Annotated in this window: 18 protein-coding genes and 1 riboswitch; of the genes, 6 read left to right on the plus strand and 12 right to left on the minus strand. The window is 59.2% G+C overall.

Translation table 11 applies throughout. The features are described from left to right. Positions 1-9 precede the first annotated feature (9 nt). The 9 genes from ACOT1A_RS12810 to plsY all read right to left on the minus strand — a co-directional run bounded on the left by ACOT1A_RS12810 (position 10) and on the right by plsY (position 7,197). Positions 10-684 carry an urease accessory protein UreF gene (locus tag ACOT1A_RS12810; protein ID WP_063150201.1) on the minus strand — a complete coding sequence of 225 codons (675 nt, stop codon included), beginning with the start codon at positions 682-684 and terminating at the stop codon, positions 10-12. Further along, positions 684-1,223, minus strand: a complete 540-nt coding sequence (locus ACOT1A_RS12815) for a HupE/UreJ family protein (protein WP_003862561.1) — start codon at positions 1,221-1,223, stop codon at positions 684-686. Before ACOT1A_RS12815 ends, ACOT1A_RS12810 begins: the two co-directional genes overlap by 1 nt. 9 nt (positions 1,224-1,232) lie before the next feature. Then, positions 1,233-1,697, minus strand: a complete 465-nt coding sequence (ureE, locus tag ACOT1A_RS12820) for an urease accessory protein UreE (protein ID WP_045308003.1) — start codon at positions 1,695-1,697, stop codon at positions 1,233-1,235. Positions 1,698-1,706: 9 nt separating this feature from the next. Continuing rightward, positions 1,707-3,410 (minus strand): urease subunit alpha, encoded by a 1,704-nt coding sequence (ureC, locus tag ACOT1A_RS12825; RefSeq protein ID WP_058646839.1) that lies wholly within the window; start codon positions 3,408-3,410, stop codon positions 1,707-1,709. Further along, a complete protein-coding gene (locus tag ACOT1A_RS12830; RefSeq protein WP_015571906.1) occupies positions 3,403-3,717 on the minus strand; it encodes an urease subunit beta in 315 nt (104 codons plus the stop codon). Before ACOT1A_RS12830 ends, ureC begins: the two co-directional genes overlap by 8 nt. Positions 3,718-3,727: 10 nt before the next feature. Further along, positions 3,728-4,030, minus strand: a complete 303-nt coding sequence (locus ACOT1A_RS12835; RefSeq protein WP_003862556.1) for an urease subunit gamma — start codon at positions 4,028-4,030, stop codon at positions 3,728-3,730. 10 nt (positions 4,031-4,040) lie between these two features. Beyond that, on the minus strand, positions 4,041-4,868 hold the full coding sequence (locus ACOT1A_RS12840) for an urease accessory protein UreD (RefSeq protein WP_063149084.1): 828 nt from the start codon (positions 4,866-4,868) through the stop codon (positions 4,041-4,043). A gap of 155 nt (positions 4,869-5,023) precedes the next feature. After that, positions 5,024-6,490 carry an MFS transporter gene (locus ACOT1A_RS12845; protein ID WP_276170039.1) on the minus strand — a complete coding sequence of 489 codons (1,467 nt, stop codon included), beginning with the start codon at positions 6,488-6,490 and terminating at the stop codon, positions 5,024-5,026. Between the two features lie 92 nt (positions 6,491-6,582). Further along, positions 6,583-7,197 carry a glycerol-3-phosphate 1-O-acyltransferase PlsY gene (gene plsY, locus ACOT1A_RS12850; RefSeq protein WP_022649440.1) on the minus strand — a complete coding sequence of 205 codons (615 nt, stop codon included), beginning with the start codon at positions 7,195-7,197 and terminating at the stop codon, positions 6,583-6,585. A gap of 107 nt (positions 7,198-7,304) precedes the next feature. Here plsY and folB point away from each other — a divergent pair, with 107 nt between their 5' ends. Both folB and bacA read left to right on the plus strand, forming a co-directional pair. Further along, a complete protein-coding gene (gene folB, locus ACOT1A_RS12855; RefSeq protein ID WP_023298628.1) occupies positions 7,305-7,682 on the plus strand; it encodes a bifunctional dihydroneopterin aldolase/7,8-dihydroneopterin epimerase in 378 nt (125 codons plus the stop codon). A gap of 98 nt (positions 7,683-7,780) precedes the next feature. Continuing rightward, positions 7,781-8,602: an undecaprenyl-diphosphate phosphatase gene (gene bacA, locus ACOT1A_RS12860; protein ID WP_003862545.1), complete on the plus strand. Its 822-nt coding sequence runs from the start codon at positions 7,781-7,783 to the stop codon at positions 8,600-8,602. A 13-nt stretch (positions 8,603-8,615) separates the two neighbouring features. On the opposite strand, the gene ACOT1A_RS12865 is transcribed toward bacA, so the two are convergent. Then, on the minus strand, positions 8,616-9,857 hold the full coding sequence (locus ACOT1A_RS12865; protein WP_276170040.1) for a multifunctional CCA addition/repair protein: 1,242 nt from the start codon (positions 9,855-9,857) through the stop codon (positions 8,616-8,618). A 60-nt stretch (positions 9,858-9,917) separates the two neighbouring features. Beyond that, a complete protein-coding gene (locus ACOT1A_RS12870) occupies positions 9,918-10,538 on the minus strand; it encodes a TIGR04211 family SH3 domain-containing protein (RefSeq protein ID WP_001303390.1) in 621 nt (206 codons plus the stop codon). Between the two features lie 237 nt (positions 10,539-10,775). Between ACOT1A_RS12870 and ACOT1A_RS12875 the strand changes: the two genes are divergently transcribed. The 3 genes from ACOT1A_RS12875 to hldE are packed head-to-tail and all read left to right on the plus strand — an operon-like array spanning position 10,776 to position 16,425. Beyond that, positions 10,776-12,077, plus strand: a complete 1,302-nt coding sequence (locus ACOT1A_RS12875; RefSeq protein WP_276170041.1) for an inorganic triphosphatase — start codon at positions 10,776-10,778, stop codon at positions 12,075-12,077. Positions 12,078-12,098: 21 nt separating this feature from the next. Beyond that, positions 12,099-14,954, plus strand: a complete 2,856-nt coding sequence (glnE, locus tag ACOT1A_RS12880; protein ID WP_155025586.1) for a bifunctional [glutamate--ammonia ligase]-adenylyl-L-tyrosine phosphorylase/[glutamate--ammonia-ligase] adenylyltransferase — start codon at positions 12,099-12,101, stop codon at positions 14,952-14,954. 40 nt (positions 14,955-14,994) lie between these two features. Then, entirely contained in the window at positions 14,995-16,425 is a 1,431-nt protein-coding gene (gene hldE, locus ACOT1A_RS12885) for a bifunctional D-glycero-beta-D-manno-heptose-7-phosphate kinase/D-glycero-beta-D-manno-heptose 1-phosphate adenylyltransferase HldE (RefSeq protein ID WP_063149087.1), read from the plus strand. Positions 16,426-16,539: 114 nt separating this feature from the next. On the opposite strand, the gene ubiK is transcribed toward hldE, so the two are convergent. Beyond that, positions 16,540-16,836, minus strand: coding sequence for a ubiquinone biosynthesis accessory factor UbiK (gene ubiK, locus ACOT1A_RS12890; protein WP_000566823.1), 297 nt, complete (start codon positions 16,834-16,836; stop codon positions 16,540-16,542). 120 nt (positions 16,837-16,956) lie between these two features. Then, positions 16,957-17,107, plus strand: a riboswitch (FMN riboswitch). A gap of 105 nt (positions 17,108-17,212) precedes the next feature. Here ubiK and ribB point away from each other — a divergent pair. After that, positions 17,213-17,866, plus strand: a complete 654-nt coding sequence (gene ribB / locus ACOT1A_RS12895; RefSeq protein ID WP_003862538.1) for a 3,4-dihydroxy-2-butanone-4-phosphate synthase — start codon at positions 17,213-17,215, stop codon at positions 17,864-17,866. The last annotated feature ends 22 nt before the right edge of the window (positions 17,867-17,888 follow it).

The raw sequence follows: 17,888 nt of genomic DNA on the forward strand, positions 1-17,888 counted from the left end.
ATTGACTCCTCAGGAACGGAATAGTCGTGAATATTGGGTTTCGTGGCGTGCGGAGGCGATGGCGGACAGCGGCGTAGCTGCCCCCAGCGCGTCGTCGCCACGTAAAAATGCCTGTTCAAACCCGGCGGCAAAATGGTCGCTCAGGTCGATAATCAGCTGTTGTGCGGCCTGCTGCCCAAACGGCACCAGCTTGACGCCCGCCATCACCGCGCTCTCAATCCAGCTGTAGCCGAGGCTCAGCGCCAGCTCGCGCGCGCTAATGCCCCAGCGCACGCCGAGCCACGCCATACCGCCGAGCTGGCTCTGCATCAACAGCGGCAGCCATTCTGGCGGGCAGGCGGGTTCCCAGCTTTTAACCAGGCGCGTAAAGGCCGCGCCGCGGTTGCGTTCTTCCTCGCGCAGTTCGCGCGTTTCCCGACAGGCGAGCAGGTATGCCGTCCAGCGTTTTGCTGCCGCGACGTCCTGCTGCTCGCAGGCACAGTACAGGCGGATAAACAGCGGCAGGTCGACGCAGAAAAAGCTCTGCTCCATCTGCTGGATCTGCCAGCGCCTGAAGGCCTCAGCGTCCGTGATCCACCCGGCCTCGACAGCCCACTCCAGCCCCTGTGACCAGGTAAACGAACCGACCGGCAGGCTACTGCTGGAGAGCTGCATCAGGCGCAGCCGCTGGCGGGCATGCTCCATCAGCTCATCAACGCCAGCAGGGCAGAGACGATCAGCCCGCCGCCGAAGGTTTTACGCAGGCCGTCGTGACGGCGCAGCAGCAGCCCTGCCGCGAAGCTGGCGCACAGCACCGTGGCACTGGCTAACATAAATCCGCTGGTAAAGAGCCAGAAGCTGTGGCCGGACATCTCCACGCCGTGCGCCCAGCCGTGGAACATCGCCAGGGCTGGCACTGCCAGCAGCAGGCGATTTTCAGTCTTAAACATCATCACGCCGCAGACCGCCAGCGAGGCTATAATCAGCATCTCCATGCCGCTAAAGCCGCCGAGCAGGCTGCCCGCAACGGCGCCAGCCAGCATCATGCCGAGCGTTGCTAACGGCAGCAGCAGCTTGCGGCCGCTCAGGGCGGACAGCACGCCAGCCCCCGTCAGCATCAGCAGGTGATCCAGCCCGGTCAGCGGATGGAGAAAACCTGCCTGAAAGCTGTCGGTCCCGTGACCGGGATGGGCAAGCGCCGGAACGGAAAAGGCCAGCAGAAACAGCGGTAAATACTTACGCATGATGAGTCCTTAATGTGAATGAGCGTGGGAGTGGCCATGACTGTGGGCATCGCTGGTGTAAGCGCCCGCTTCTGGTTCAAAGGGCAGGCTGGCGAAGGTCACCTCCAGCCCGAACTGACGTAGCATGTCGTCGAGAACGTGATCGTGGTGGTAGCGCAGTTCGCCGGGCATGATTTGCAGCGGTACGTGGCGGTTGCCCAGGTGATAACAGGCGCGGGCGAGCAGGAACGGGTCGGCGCAGCGCACCACGGAAACCGACTCCGGGGCGGCGATCACTTCGATCACTTCGCTGCCGTCGTCGGTAGTCAGCAGGTCGCCCCCGCGCAGCAGCAGGCCGCGCGGCAGCATTAGCCCGGCTTCGCGGCCGTCGTTCAGCGCCACGCGGGCGCGGCTTTTTACCCGCACGTCAATCGGCAGCGTAACGCTGGCGGTGACGGGGTGCGCGTGGTCCAGGCGTTGGGTTAAATAAATCATCATCACTCCTCAAAACAGAAAATAGCGTTGCGCCATCGGCAAAACTTCTGCCGGTTCGCTGGTGATCAATTCGCCGTCGACGCGAACCTCATAGGTTTGCGAGTCAACGGTGATATTCGGCTGTAAATCGTTGTGGATCATGTCGGCCTTTTTCACCGTCCGGCAGCCTTTCACCACCGCGGTGGCGCTTTGCAATCCGAGCCGCTGCGGAATGCCGCTGGCATCAGCGGCCTGCGAGACAAACGTTAGCCGCGTGGCGTGGCGTGCGGCACCAAGTGCACCAAACATCGGGCGGTAATGCACCGGCTGCGGCGTGGGGATCGAGGCGTTGATGTCGCCCATCGGCGCGCAGGCGATCATCCCGCCTTTGACGATGGTGGCCGGTTTGACGCCAAAGAAAGCGGGGGACCAGACCACCAGATCCGCCAGCTTGCCCGCCTCAATAGAACCGACCTCATGGGCGATGCCGTGGGTAAGAGCCGGATTAATGGTGTATTTGGCGACATAGCGCTTCACGCGGAAGTTGTCGTTCTCGCCGGTCTCTTCCGGCAGTGCGCCGCGCTGCACCTTCATGCGGTGCGCCACCTGCCAGGTGCGGATAATCACTTCCCCCACGCGGCCCATGGCCTGTGAATCTGACGAGGTGAGCGAGAACGCGCCGATATCGTGCAGCACGTCTTCGGCGGCGATGGTTTCCCGACGAATACGGGATTCCGCAAACGCCACGTCCTCGGCGATATCCGGGTCGAGATGGTGACAGACCATCAGCATGTCCAGGTGCTCGTCGATGGTATTCACCGTGTAGGGCAGCGTCGGGTTGGTGGAGGAGGGCAAAATATTCGGGTGCGCGCAGGCGGTGATGATATCCGGCGCATGGCCGCCGCCCGCCCCTTCGGTGTGGAAGGTGTGGATGGTGCGCCCGGCGATGGCAGCCAGCGTGTCTTCGACAAAACCGGACTCGTTCAGCGTGTCGCTGTGTAGCGCCACCTGAATATCCATCTCTTCAGCGACCTCCAGCGAGCAGTTGATTGCCGCAGGCGTCGCGCCCCAGTCTTCGTGGATCTTAAGCCCGATGGCGCCAGCCGCGATCTGCTCGCGCAGCGCGTCCGGGTTTGAACCGTTCCCTTTGCCCAGCAGGCCAATATTCACCGGCAGCGTATCGGCGGCCTGCAACATGCGGGCGATATACCACGGCCCCGGCGTGCAGGTGGTGGCGTTTGTACCTGCCGCAGGGCCGGTGCCGCCGCCGATCATGGTGGTGACGCCGGAGACCAGCGCCTCTTCCGCCTGCTGCGGACAGATCCAGTGGATGTGGGTGTCGATCCCGCCAGCGGTGACGATCTTCCCTTCGGCGGCGATCACTTCCGTTGCCGCGCCAATCGGGATCGTCACGCCGGGCTGAATGTCCGGGTTTCCGGCTTTGCCGACGGCGAAGATCCGCCCATCTTTTATGCCGATATCCGCTTTCACAATCCCCCAGTGATCGACAATCAGCGCGTTGGTGAGCACCAGATCCACGCAGTCGTCGGCGGTCATCTGCCCCTGTCCCATGCCGTCGCGGATCACTTTTCCGCCGCCGAATTTAACCTCTTCGCCGTAGATCGTGAGATCGTCCTCCACTTCGATCCACAGCTCGCTGTCGGCCAGCCGCACTTTATCCCCGGTAGTGGGGCCGAACATATCGGCATACGCCTGGCGTGAAATCTCAGCCATGTTTCACCTCGCCCATGACCTCGCCGCGAAAACCGAAAATGCGCTGCGCGCCCGTCACCTGCACCAGCGTCACTTCCCGCTTCTGGCCGGGTTCGAAGCGCACGGCAGTGCCGGCCGGGATGTTGAGTCGGTAGCCTCGGGTGGCTTCGCGATCGAATTTCAACGCCGGGTTGACCTCGTAAAAGTGGTAATGCGAGCCGACCTGGATCGGCCTGTCGCCGTGGTTTTCCACGATCACACTTCGGGTTTCGCGCCCGACGTTGAGCGCAATGTTGCCGGACTGGATCCGGTATTCGCCTGGGATCATCACGCGCTCCTTACACGATCGGATTGTGGACGGTGACGAGCTTGGATCCGTCCGGGAAGGTGGCTTCCACCTGGATATCCGGGATCATCTCCGGCACGCCCTCCATCACCTGATCGCGCGTCAGGACGTGGCGGCCGGCTTCCATCAGCGAGGCGACGGTTTCGCCATCGCGCGCGCCTTCCATAATAAAGGCGCTGATCAGCGCGACCGATTCCGGGTAGTTGAGCTTTACCCCGCGCGCGAGGCGGCGTTCGGCAACCAGCGCGGCGGTGAACAGCAACAGCTTGTCTTTTTCTCTGGGAGTCAGTTCCATAGCGTTTCTCTTATGTCTGCCAGATACGCGGCGAACAGGCGGTTTTGGGGGTTAAAAGCGGGCGAAGCGACTGCCAGATATCGCGCATCACCCGCTGGCAAATGAGGTTGTCGTGGGAGAGAAAACGCACCGACAGCAGGTCGTCGGTGAGCGTCGCCCCGCCAAAGTTTTCCAGCGGGGCGAGCCGCTCGCGCACTGTATCAAGATGAGCTTCCCGGGCCGGGTAGAACAGCAGCGTGCCGACCCACGGATGGCCTGCGACGGGCGACAGATCGCCATCGTTAAGATGCAGTCGCTCAATCAAACGCGGCTCGCCATCCACCCACACCTCAAGGCGGCTCTCCAGCGTGCCGTGGCTGAAGGTTTCGTTTATCACCGGACGGCCCAGACAGTACAGTTCCCACGCCAGCAGCGTGCTGGTGGCCTTAAGGTGGAAGACGGAACGCAGCGCGGCGTTAGCGCCGGGGAAAATTATGGTGTCCTGCGGCAGCCACTCCAGCGTAGCCTCTTCGTCGAGGTAAAAATGCTGATTCAGACAGGCCAGCGGGCCGCTGCTGCGATAGAACTTGCTGGCGCCGGGCATGGTGATGAGGGCATGGCTTTTGGCGTCGAGCCGCACGGAAATATCCAGCGTATCCCCGCCCACAATCCCGCCTGGTGGATGCAGCAGGTAAAGGTGACAGGTTTCCCCTTCGGGATAAAACGGGCGCTGAACGGTGAGCGGCCCGGTGTGACGCGCGGAATGGAGGAGGGTTTTCTCAGGGGTATAACAAAACTGGAGGGCAAGCGTGGCCTGCCAGCCTTTGTATGAATTATCAGTGACCTGAGTTGCTAACATGGTGCTTCCATTTCCACACTATCGGGGTACGTTTCAGTATGCCCTGGCGGAAATGAAGGCTGTCATATGAGTCGCTTATGGATAAAAAACCGGCTCATGTGAGCCGGTTTCAGTAATGTAGGCCGGGTAAGCGCAGCGTCACCCGGCAAGAAAGGTTAACGATAATCCTCTGCATCCACATCATACCCCGACGGCTCCCAACGGATCGCCAGCAGCGATACCAGGCCGATAAGCGGCGCCAGCGCAATCACCCAGAACACGGCGGTATCCAGCGATGCGACCAGTAGCGGGAACAGAAACAGTGACAGCGTTGAACTGCTGCGCATCAGCGTCTGGTTAAGCCCCACGCCCACGCCGCGCAGCGAGGTCGGGTAGCTCAAGGAGGCAAACGTCATGGTATGCGCACCCGGACCAAAACCCTGGCCAAACAGGAACAGCGCCAGCATCGCGACGGCGACCACGCCTTCCGTGGCCCCGTCAGGGCGGCCAATCAGCGCCAGACCGAGCAGCGCCACCATCTGGCAGGCGTAACCCGCCAGTGACATTCGCCACGCGCCGAAGCGCGGAACATAGCGCACTGCCAGCAGCCCGCCGACAAACGCAAACAGCAGGTTAAGCGCCAGCGAGATCAGAATGGTGGTCAGCATCGACTGCACAAAGAAGCTGGAGATGATCACCGGCAGGCCAAAGGCTACGGCGTTATAGGCGAACGAGGAGACGACCGACAGCAGCGTGGCGAGCGTGGTACGCCGCAGATAGATACCGCGGAACAGGTTCAGGTAGTTCGACCATTTTGCCTTATTGACCACCGGCACGGGCTGGTCAAGCGCATCCTGCGGCACGTGGGCATTAATGTTGTACGACTGCCGCAGGATAGTCGCCGCCTCCTTCAGATTGCCCTGATTCGCCGCCCAGACCGGGGATTCGCTCATATAGCGGCTGCGGATGGCGATAATCACCAGCGCGGGCACCGCGCCGAAGCCAAGGATCAGACGCCAGAGCCAGTCGCTGTGGCCTTCCGGCAGCACGGCGTAGAAGAAGAGCACCAGAAGATAAGAGATGCTGATGGCCGCATACCAGGTGGGGCACCACATCGCCACGCTGGAGGCTTTATTCCCCGGGCCTTTCAGCCTGGCGAACTCGCTGAGAAACGCCATCGCCACGGGAAGGTCGATCCCGACGCCAAGACCCATCACAAAGCGTGCGCCCGCCAGCACATATTCGTTCGGAGCCAGCGCACAGGCGATAGCGGCGACGACAAAGAACACCATGTCGGCCATAAAGACGCGGTAGCGCCCGATTTTATCCGTAAGATAGCCGCCAAGCAGCGCCCCGACAATGGCACCAAAGGTAATGGCTGAAGCCACCATGCCGGTACCAGCGGGCGTCAGGTTAAATTCGCGGGTGATGTCTTTGATGCCGAATGCCAGCGCGCCGAGATCGTAGGCATCGAGAAAAATTCCCCCGAGCGCGATACCGACCACGATGCGGGCATTGGCCCGGCCCTGAGAGCCGTCATTAACGAGACGTGAAACGTCCGATGCGCTGCGTACCCACTTGATGTCGCCATCCGGGGTGTTTCCTGCCGTTGGGAGGGGAGTTGTGTCTGTGATTTCTGCCATTTTCTTTTTGTGTGGTTGTGTCGTGTCTCTAACAGTTACCACAGGCAGAAGGTGACAAAAATCACATTTGGTTATAAGGCATAACGAACGGTTTACTGAGCGTCTTTCTTTTTACGCTTGAGCTTCGTCCAGATCTTGGTTTCCTGGCGACGCCACAGGCGCTGAATGTTGTCATGATGACGCAGCAGGATCAGGCACGAGAGCATCGATACCGGGAAGGTAAACTGCGGTTTGAACCACCAGACATAAAACGGAGCGATCAGCGCGCTGACGATGGCACCCAGCGATGAATAGCCGCTCAGCAGGATGGTCAGCAGCCAGGTGCCCGCCATCACGCCAGTGAGATCCCAGCCGATCGGCGCAATCGCGCCAAACGCGGTTGCAACGCCTTTACCGCCTTTAAAACCAAAGAAAACGGGCCAGATATGGCCGACGCAGGCGGCGATAGCAATCAGCCCCAGCCAGAAGGGTGTGACGCCCAGCGCATACGCACCCCAGACGGGGAGCATTCCTTTCAGAACATCAAAAATCAAAACCGCTACGGCTGCTCCCTTGCCGCCAATTCGTAGTACATTGGTCGCCCCCGGATTCCCGGAACCACTTTCACGCGGGTCAGGCAACCCGGCGATGCGGCAGACCAGAATGGCGCTGGAGATTGAGCCGCAAAGGTAGGCGAGGATAATCATTCCAGGCGCGATTGCACTCATAACGCTGTTCCGTTTTGAAAATGTATCTGTATTCTCAGCATCTGTGGATAATACGCATAATTCGCCGGAAGTGGTATCCGGTTTAGCCAAAAAGCAGGCAGGTCGTGATGGATATTGTATTTATAGAGCAACTTTCGGTAATCACCACAATTGGTGTTTACGACTGGGAACAGACCATCGAGCAGAAACTGGTGTTCGATATCGAAATGGGCTGGGATAACCGCAAGTCAGCAAAAAGCGATGATGTGAATGACTGTCTGAGCTACGCCGACATCAGTGAAGCGGTAGTTGGCCACGTGGAAGGGCAACGATTTGCGCTGGTGGAACGCGTGGCGGAAGAGGTAGCGGACCTGCTACTGAGCAAATTTAACTCCCCGTGGGTGCGCATCAAACTAAGCAAGCCGGGCGCGGTGGCGCGCGCCGCCAACGTGGGCGTCATCATTGAGCGTGGCACAAATCTGAAAGGAAAAGATTTAACGTCATAATAGCTAAACCATTTTAGGTTATGTCGGTCTTAAAGCTGTATCTTTCACGGTTGTCCGCGTGGGACACCGTTTTTTTATATCTTTTTAGGGGTTTATAGATGAGCGATATGCACTCGCTGCTGGTGGCGGCAATTCTGGGTGTGGTCGAAGGATTGACGGAGTTTTTGCCGGTGTCCAGTACGGGCCATATGATTATCGTTGGCCATCTCCTGGGCTTTGAAGGCGATACCGCAAAGACGTTTGAGGTGGTGATTCAGCTGGGCTCTATTCTGGCGGTGGTCGTCATGTTCTGGCGTCGTCTGTTTGGTCTGATCGGCATCCACTTCGGGCGTTTACCGCAGCGTGAAGGAGAGGGCAAGGGGCGCCTGACGCTGATTCATATTCTGCTGGGGATGATCCCGGCGGTGGTGCTGGGGCTGGTGTTCCACGACACCATAAAATCGCTTTTCAACCCGATTAACGTGATGTACGCGCTGGTTGTCGGCGGCTTCCTGCTGATTGCCGCCGAAGTGCTGAAGCCAAAAACCCCGCGTGCAGAAGGTCTGGACGATATGACGTATCGCCAGGCGTTTATGATTGGCTGCTTCCAGTGTCTGGCGCTGTGGCCGGGCTTCTCCCGTTCAGGGGCAACCATTTCCGGCGGGATGCTGATGGGCGTGAGCCGTTACGCGGCGTCTGAGTTCTCGTTCCTGCTGGCGGTACCGATGATGATGGGCGCCACCGCACTGGATCTCTACAAAAGCATCGGCTTCCTGACCGTAGGCGACATTCCGATGTTCGCCGTGGGCTTTATCACCGCCTTTATCGTGGCGCTGATTGCCATCAAAACCTTCCTGCAACTGATTAAGCGTATCTCGTTTATTCCGTTCGCGATCTACCGCTTTATCGTCGCGGCTGCCGTGTACGTGGTCTTCTTCTGATGACCGACCGCCCTCAGTCTTTCGGCTGAGGGCAACGTTTTTCCTTCCACGCCGCAACCGCATCAATCCGCCGTTTCGTCAGCTCTTCGCGGATCTCCGGGCCTTTAAACCCTGCCTCCACCACCTCTTTCGTTGGCACCGCTTTTGCGATTTCCCACGCCTCGCGCAGCAAACGACCCTGCGGATAATCGGACGCTTCAAACCCGGTACGGCCGCGCACGTCCGCTTCGCTGGTCAGCGCAATTTGCTCCACGCGCTGCGGCTTGCGCCATGCGTCGATGTTATCGAACAGCCTGACGATGGTGGCGGGTTTCAGGATCGGGAAGGTGTGGATCAGGTCGTGGAACTCGGCGACCAGTTTTGCCAGATCGCGAATGTCATTCGGCACGCGCAGGCGCTGGCAAAGCCCTTCAACCAGCTTTACGCCAGCCGGACCGTGCCCGTGGTGGCGTGGCCATAACTCCTTTGGCGTTAACCCCTTGCCGAGGTCATGGCAGAGGGTGGAAAAGCGCACGTCCACTTCAGGGCTGAGCATGGCGGCCATGCTCAGGGTCATCAGAGTGTGAATGCCGGTATCAATTTCCGGGTGCCATTTCGCCGGGGCGGGCACGCCAAACAGCGCGTCTATTTCCGGGAACAGCACTTTCAGCGCCCCGCAGTCGCGCAGAACCTGGAAAAAGACCTGTGGATTACGGGTAGTCAGGGCGTTTTCGGTCTCTTTCCAGACGCGTTCTGGCGTCAGGTGTTCCAGCTCGCCCGCGTCGGTCATGGCCTTCATCAGCGCCATCGTCTCGTCGGCGATACGGAAGCTCAGATGGGCATAACGGGCGGCAAAACGCGCCACGCGCAGTACGCGAAGCGGATCTTCAGAAAAGGCGGGGGAAATATGGCGTAAAAGACGATCGCGCAGATCGTTCTGGCCGCCGTAGGCGTCGATGATATGTCCGTTTTCGTCCTGCGCCAGGGCGTTAATGGTGAGATCGCGGCGCAGTAAGTCCTGCTCCAGCGTGACATCCGGCGCGGCATAGCAGGTGAAGCCGGTATAACCGGAACCCGATTTCCGTTCGGTACGCGCCAGGGCGTACTCTTCGCGGCTTTTCGGATGGAGGAACACAGGAAAATCGCGGCCTACCTGCTGGTAGCCCGCGTCAATCATCGCTTCGGGCGTGGCACCGACCACGACCCAATCTTTATCTTTGACCGGCAGACCTAATAACGCATCACGTACCGCACCACCGACCAGATAACTCTTCACGCCAACACTCCCGTTTTCTCTTTTCGCAAGATGATACGTAAGTGTGGCAGAGAAGACGAGTTAGTTCATCCAGCGGTCTTTACGTTTACGGCTTGGGATAAGGTGAGGAAGCACCAGACCCAGCACCAGACCGACGCCCAGTACGCCGCCGCCATACATAAACCACTGCATGATGATGGTGCGTTGTTTGTCATCCAGCTGTAGATTAGCGGCGTTTACTTTCTTCTGTGCGACGATCAGCTCATTTTTCAGCTTCTGATTTTCGTCTTTCAGGCCGGCGATCACGCTGTCGCTTTGCGCCACTTTCTGCTGCATCTCTGCGGTGCGCTGGTTCCAGGTACCGTCAATGTTGTTCAGCTTATCGGTCAGGGTTTTCACCTGATTTTCCAGATCCGGCACGCGGGTGCGCAGGCTTGGCACTGTGCTTAGCTCTTTCAGCGGGATCCATGAGGTGCGGCCAGAGCTGTCACGAACCTGACCGTAATTGGTGTCTGCGTTAGTTTGCAGCAGAGTCACTTCCTCGCCGGCATTTACCGTACCCACGAGGCGATAATTGTCTCCAGGGCCGCTGCGTACCCAGGTATTCAGTTCATCAGAAACGTAACGTTTCTCTTCAGCGTGGACCGCGGTTGCGGCGCTAAAAGCGAGTAAAGTAAGTCCAATCAGGCGTAATTTAAGCATATCAGTCGTTATTTTCATAAAAAGTGGAACGATAGTAGTGGTATCAGTGTCGCTACGCAAAGGATTCATCATCAATCGGAATCATCTGTGTCATGATTTCCACCGCTTTAAACTTTTACGCCCGTCAAATTGCTCATTGCGTGGCAATTTGGCGCAAAATACTATGTACTGACAAACAAATGGCGAGGAAGTTCGCCTTCATCGACGCGTCTGTGACGCACGCAAAAGTACAAGGCTATGGCACAAGAGATCGAATTAAAGTTTATCGTCGAAAAAGACAGCGCTGACGCGCTCCGCCAGCATCTGAACACGCTGTCCGGCGAGCACCATGAACCCGTACAGCTGCTCAACATCTATTACGAAACGCCGGACAACTGGCTGCGCAACCACGATATGGGCCTGCGCATCCGTGGTGCGAACGGGCGCTACGAGATGACGATGAAAATCGCCGGTCGCGTGGTGGGCGGTTTGCACCAGCGTCCGGAATACAATATCGACATCAGTAAGCCAGAACTTGAGCTGGATCGTTTTCCGGCGGAAGTGTGGCCGGAAGGGGCGCTGCCCGCAACGCTGTCGGCAGAGGCGCAACCGCTGTTCAGCACCGATTTCTGGCGCGAGAAATGGCTGGTGACGGAAGGCAAGAGCCGTATTGAGATCGCGTTTGATCGGGGTGAAATTAAGGCTGGTGAAGAGCAGGAGCCGATCTGCGAGCTGGAGCTTGAACTGCTGGAAGGTGACGCGAGCGACGTGCTGAAGCTGGCGCACAAGCTGGTGAACCAGCCTGGCCTGCGTCAGGGCAGCCTGAGTAAAGCGGCGCGCGGCTATCACCTGGCCGCCGGGAATGCGCCGCGCGTGCTGCGAGAAACCCCGATTCTGCGCGTTGTGCCGAAAGTCTCCGTTGAGCAGGGGATGGAAGCGGCGCTGGAGCTGGCGCTCTCTCAGTGGCAGTACCACGAGGAGCTGTGGGCGCGTAACGTGAAAAATGCCAAAAAACAGGTGCTCGCTGCTATGGGGCTGGTGCGTCACACCCTGGCGCTGTTCGGCGGTATTGTACCGCGTAAAGCCAGTGCTCACTTACGTGATCTGCTCACTCAAACCGAAACGCTGATGCTTTCTGACGTGTCGGCACAAACGGCGATCTACAGCTCGCAAAACGCCAGCGCGAAACTGGCGTTGACCGAATTTCTGGTGACGCGCGGCTGGCGCATTTTCCTCGATGCGAAAGGGCAGACTAAAATCGCGGAAAACTTCAAACGTTTTGCGGATATCCACCTCTCCCGTCACGCGGCCGAGCTGCGAACCACCTTCGCGCATCCGCTGGGCGACCAGTATGGCGATCAGCTTCCCCGCCTGGCGCGTAACATCGACAGCATGTTGCTGCTGTCAGGTGCGTATGAGGGCGTGAAGGCGCAGGCCTGGCTGGAGAACTGGCAGGGGCTTAAGCATGCCATCGAGACCCGTCAGCAGATTGAGATCGAGCATTTCCGCAACGAGGCCATTTCGCAGGATCCGTACTGGCTGCACAGCGGAAAACGTTAATTCTGGCAAGGAACCCCTGATATGCCGCTTTCTTCGCAGTTACAGCAGCACTGGCAGACCGTTTGTGAACGCCTGCCTGAGTCGTTACCCGCGTCATCGTTAAGCGAGCAGGCGAAAAGCGTGCTCACGTTCAGTGATTTTGTGCAGGAGAGCGTCAGCGCTTACCCGGACTGGCTGGCAGCGCTGGAAAGCGCGCCGCCGCAGGCTGACGAGTGGCGGCATTATGCTGGCTGGCTGCAAACCGCGCTGGCAGAGGTGGCAGATGAACCCACGCTGATGCGCGTTCTGCGTCAGTTCCGCCGCCGGGTGATGGTACGCATTGCCTGGGCGCAGGCGCTGGAGCTGGTGAGTGAAGAGAGCACCTTGCAGCAGTTGAGCGAGCTGGCGCAGACGCTGATCGTCGCCGCGCGGGACTGGCTCTACGCCGCCTGCTGTAAAGAGTGGGGCACGCCGTGCAGCGAAGACGGGGTTCCGCAACCGCTGTTGATTCTGGGGATGGGCAAGCTGGGCGGCTGCGAGCTCAATTTTTCCTCAGACATCGACCTGATTTTTGCCTGGCCGGAGAACGGCACCACGCGCGGCGGTCGTCGCGAGCTGGACAACGCCCAGTTCTTTACCCGCCTGGGGCAACGGCTGATTAAGGCGCTGGATCAGCCCACCCAGGATGGTTTTGTCTACCGCGTGGACATGCGTCTGCGTCCGTTTGGCGATAGCGGGCCACTGGTGCTGAGCTTTGCCGCGCTGGAAGATTATTACCAGGAGCAGGGGCGCGACTGGGAGCGTTACGCGATGGTCAAAGCGCGGATCATGGGCGACAGCGACGATGCCTACGCCAACGAGCTGCGCGCCATGCTGCGCCCGTTCGTGTTCCGCCGCTACATCGACTTTAGCGTTATCCAGTCCCTGCGAAATATGAAAGGGATGATTGCCCGCGAGGTGCGTCGCCGTGGCCTGAAGGACAACATCAAGCTCGGCGCGGGCGGTATTCGTGAGATCGAATTTATCGTCCAGGTCTTCCAGCTGATACGCGGCGGGCGTGAACCTTCTCTGCAATCCCGCTCGCTGCTGCCGACGCTGAGCGCTATCGAGCAGCTGCATCTGCTGCCGGAAGGCGATGCGCAAACGCTGCGTGACGCTTATCTCTTCCTGCGTCGTCTGGAAAATTTGCTGCAAAGTATCAACGACGAACAGACCCAGACGTTACCGGGCGATGAGCTGAACCGGGCGCGTCTGGCCTGGGGGATGCGGGTGGATGACTGGGCAGCGCTGACGGAACGGCTGGAAGCGCATATGGCGGGCGTGCGCCGCATCTTTAACGATCTGATCGGCGACGACGAAAGTGAATCGCAGGACGATGCGCTCTCCGAGCACTGGCGCGAACTGTGGCAGGACGCGCTTCAGGAAGATGACACCACGCCGGTGCTGGCGCACTTAAGCGACGATGCCCGCCATCGCGTGGTGGCGTTGATTGCTGATTTCCGTCTCGAACTGAACAAACGCGCCATTGGCCCGCGCGGTCGGCAGGTGCTGGATCATCTGATGCCGCATCTGCTGAGCGATGTCTGCTCCCGCGAGGATGCGCCGGTGCCGCTGTCGCGCATGATGCCGCTCCTGAGCGGGATCGTCACGCGTACCACCTACCTTGAACTGTTAAGTGAGTTTCCCGGCGCGCTGAAGCATCTGATTTCCCTTTGCGCCGCCTCCCCGATGGTGGCGAACAAGCTGGCGCGTTATCCGCTGCTGCTCGACGAACTGCTCGACCCGAATACGCTCTATCAGCCGACGGCGACGGATGCTTACCGCGACGAGCTGCGTCAGTATCTGCTGCGCGTGCCGGAAGAGGACGAAGAGCAACAGCTTGAGGCGCTGCGTCAGTTTAAGCAGGCACAGATGTTGCGCGTGGCGGCGGCAGATATCGCCGGTACCCTGCCGGTAATGAAAGTGAGCGATCACTTAACCTGGCTGGCGGAAGCGATCATCGACGCGGTGGTCCACCAGGCGTGGGTGCAGATGGTGGCCCGCTACGGGCAGCCGAAGCACCTTGCTGACCGTGAAGGCCGCGGTTTTGCGGTGGTGGGTTACGGCAAGCTGGGCGGCTGGGAGCTGGGCTACAGCTCCGATCTGGATCTGATTTTCCTGCACGACTGTCCGGTTGACGTGATGACCGACGGCGAGCGCGAAATCGACGGGCGGCAGTTCTACCTGCGCCTGGCCCAGCGCATCATGCACCTGTTCAGCACTCGCACCTCATCCGGCATTCTGTATGAAGTGGATGCGCGTCTGCGCCCGTCCGGCGCGGCAGGCATGCTGGTTACCTCCACGGAGGCTTTTGCCGACTATCAGAAGAACGAAGCCTGGACGTGGGAGCATCAGGCGCTGGTGCGCGCCCGCGTGGTGTACGGCGATCCGCAGCTCAAAACGCAGTTCGATGCGATCCGCAAGGCGGTCATGACGACCCCGCGCGAAGGCTGTACGCTGCAAACCGAAGTGCGGGAAATGCGTGAGAAAATGCGCGCGCACCTTGGCAACAAACATCGCGATCGCTTTGATATCAAAGCTGATGAGGGCGGGATTACCGATATTGAGTTTATCACTCAGTATCTGGTGCTGTTGCACGCGCACGATAAGCCGAAGCTGACCCGCTGGTCGGATAACGTGCGCATACTGGAACTGCTGGCGCAGAACGACATTATGGATGAGCAGGAGGCGCAGGCATTAACCCGCGCCTACACCACGCTGCGTGACGAGCTGCACCATCTGGCCTTACAGGAACAGCCGGGCCATGTGGCGCTGGACGGTTTCACCGATGAACGCGCGCAGGTGACCGCAAGCTGGCAGAAGTGGCTGGTGGAACCGTGCGTAACAAAACAAGTGTGATATTATCGCGCGCAAATTGTGAATCTTTCTGGAGTCAGGAATGAAAGTAACACTGCCAGAGTTTGAACGTGCTGGAGTTATGGTTGTCGGGGATGTGATGCTGGATCGCTACTGGTATGGGCCGACCAGCCGTATCTCTCCGGAAGCGCCGGTGCCGGTAGTTAAGGTCGACACCATTGAAGAACGTCCAGGCGGCGCGGCAAACGTGGCGATGAACATAGCCTCGCTGGGCGCGCATTCGCGTCTGGTGGGCCTGACCGGCATTGACGATGCGGCGCGTGCGCTGAGCCAGTCGCTGGCGGACGTGAACGTGAAGTGCGACTTCGTTTCTGTTCCGACCCACCCAACCATCACCAAGCTGCGCGTGCTGTCGCGCAACCAGCAGCTGATCCGCCTCGACTTTGAGGAAGGGTTCGAAGGCGTTGATCCTGAGCCGCTGCACGAGCGCATTAGCCAGGCGCTGGGCAATATCGGCGCGCTGGTGCTGTCTGATTATGCCAAAGGTGCGCTGGCGAGCGTGCAGACCATGATCCAGCTGGCGCGCAAAGCCAGCGTTCCGGTGCTGATCGACCCGAAAGGCACCGATTTTGAGCGCTATCGCGGCGCAACCCTCCTGACGCCCAACCTCTCTGAGTTCGAAGCGGTGGCGGGCAAGTGCAAAACTGAAGAAGAGCTGGTTGAGCGCGGCATGAAAATCATCGCTGATTTCGAGCTGTCTGCGCTGCTGGTGACCCGTTCAGAACAGGGCATGACGCTGCTGCAACCGGGCAAGGCGCCGCTGCATATGCCAACCCAGGCGCAGGAAGTGTACGACGTGACCGGTGCCGGTGATACGGTGATCGGCGTGCTGGCGGCGACGCTGGCGGCGGGTAACACTCTGGAAGAAGCGTGCTACTTCGCGAACGCCGCGGCGGGCGTGGTCGTCGGTAAACTCGGAACCTCCACCGTTTCGCCAATCGAGCTGGAAAATGCGGTGCGTGGGCGTGCGGATACCGGCTTTGGCGTCATGACCGAAGACGAGCTGAAAGTGGCCGTTGCCGCCGCGCGCAAACGCGGTGAAAAAGTGGTGATGACGAACGGCGTGTTCGACATCCTGCATGCGGGTCATGTCTCGTATCTGGCGAATGCGCGCAAGCTGGGCGACCGCCTGATTGTGGCGGTCAACAGCGATGCCTCAACCAAACGTCTGAAGGGTGAAACGCGTCCGGTGAACCCGCTGGAGCAGCGCATGATAGTGCTCGGCGCGCTGGAAGCGGTGGACTGGGTGGTCTCATTTGAAGAAGACACCCCGCAGCGCCTGATTGCCGGAATTCTGCCTGACCTGCTGGTGAAGGGCGGTGATTACAAGCCAGAGCAAATCGCAGGTAGCGAAGAGGTCTGGGCGAATGGCGGTGAAGTGATGGTGCTCAACTTTGAGGACGGGTGTTCAACCACTAACATCATTAAGAAGATCCAGAAAGACAGTCAGTAAAAAACGGGCCAGTTGGCCCGTTTTTTTATGTCGGGTGGCGGCTGCGCCTTACCCGACCTACGCGTTCATGTAGGCCCGGTAAGGCGTAGCCGCCACCGGGCACAACAGGCCGCACTATGCCTGGTCATCCACCGGTGGAATAGCTGGCGCTGGCTTCACCTCTTCCGGCGCATTGCGGCTCTCCAGCTCGCTCAGACGCTGTTCCAGCAGCGCCAGCTTCTCGCGGGTGCGTAGCAGCACCTGCGTCTGCACGTCAAACTCTTCGCGGCTGACTAAATCAAGGCGAACCAACTGTGCCTGCAACGTCTGGCGAATTTTCTTCTCAACGTCATCACCAAACTCACGAATACCTTTCGGCATGGACTCATGAACCTGACGCGCGATCTGCTCAATTTTCTTTGGGTCAATCATTGTCGTTTCCCTTGATGAAAAGGTGTTAGTGCCTATTGTAGCGCGTCATGCCGCGGGTTAAACAAAATTGTTTGAAGCTTATGCATTGCCCAGGGTAATCAATAGCGTTATAGTTATCTCGCTTATTCTCAGGGCGGGGCGAAATTCCCCACCGGCGGTAAATCAGCTTAACGCTGAAAGCCCGCGAGCGCTTTGGGTGAATTCTCAAAGGTCAGCAGATCCGGTGTAATTCCGGGGCCGACGGTTAGAGTCCGGATGGGAGAGAGTAACGATCCAGTCGGGCAAGGCCCGCTCACGTTATTTTTTTGCCGCTAGTACGGCGCTCCTAAGACTGCCCTGATTCTGGTAACCATAAAGTTAATGAGGTTTTTTTACCATGAATCAGACGCTACTTTCCTCTTTTGGCACTTCAACTCAACGTGTTGAACATGCACTGGATGCACTGCGCGAAGGCCGCGGTGTGATGGTGCTTGACGATGAAAACCGTGAAAACGAAGGCGACATGATTTTTGCCGCCGAGAACATGACCGTTGAGCAGATGGCGCTGACCATCCGTCACGGTAGCGGCATCGTATGCCTGTGCATCACCGAAGACCGTCGCCAGCAGCTTGATCTGCCGATGATGGTTGAAAACAACACCAGCGCCTTTGGTACCGGCTTCACCGTGACCATTGAAGCGGCACATGGCGTCACCACCGGGGTGTCGGCGGCTGACCGCCTGACTACTGTGCGTGCAGCGATTGCTGATGGTGCAAAACCCTCCGATCTGCACCGCCCTGGTCATGTCTTCCCGCTGCGCGCGCAGCCGGGCGGCGTGCTGACCCGTGGTGGTCATACCGAAGCGACCATCGATCTGGTGACGCTGGCTGGCTTCAAACCCGCAGGCGTGCTGTGCGAACTGACCAACGATGATGGCACCATGGCGCGCGCGCCGGAGTGCATCACCTTTGCGCGTCTGCACAATATGCCAGTGGTGACGATTGAAGACCTGGTTGAATACCGCCGGGCGCATGAGCGTAAAGCCAGCTGAACATGCTGATGTGAAAAAGCCG

The organism is Enterobacter cloacae complex sp. SYL003 (genome assembly GCF_049236925.1).
Taxonomy (GTDB): Bacteria; Pseudomonadota; Gammaproteobacteria; order Enterobacterales; family Enterobacteriaceae; genus Enterobacter; species Enterobacter intestinihominis.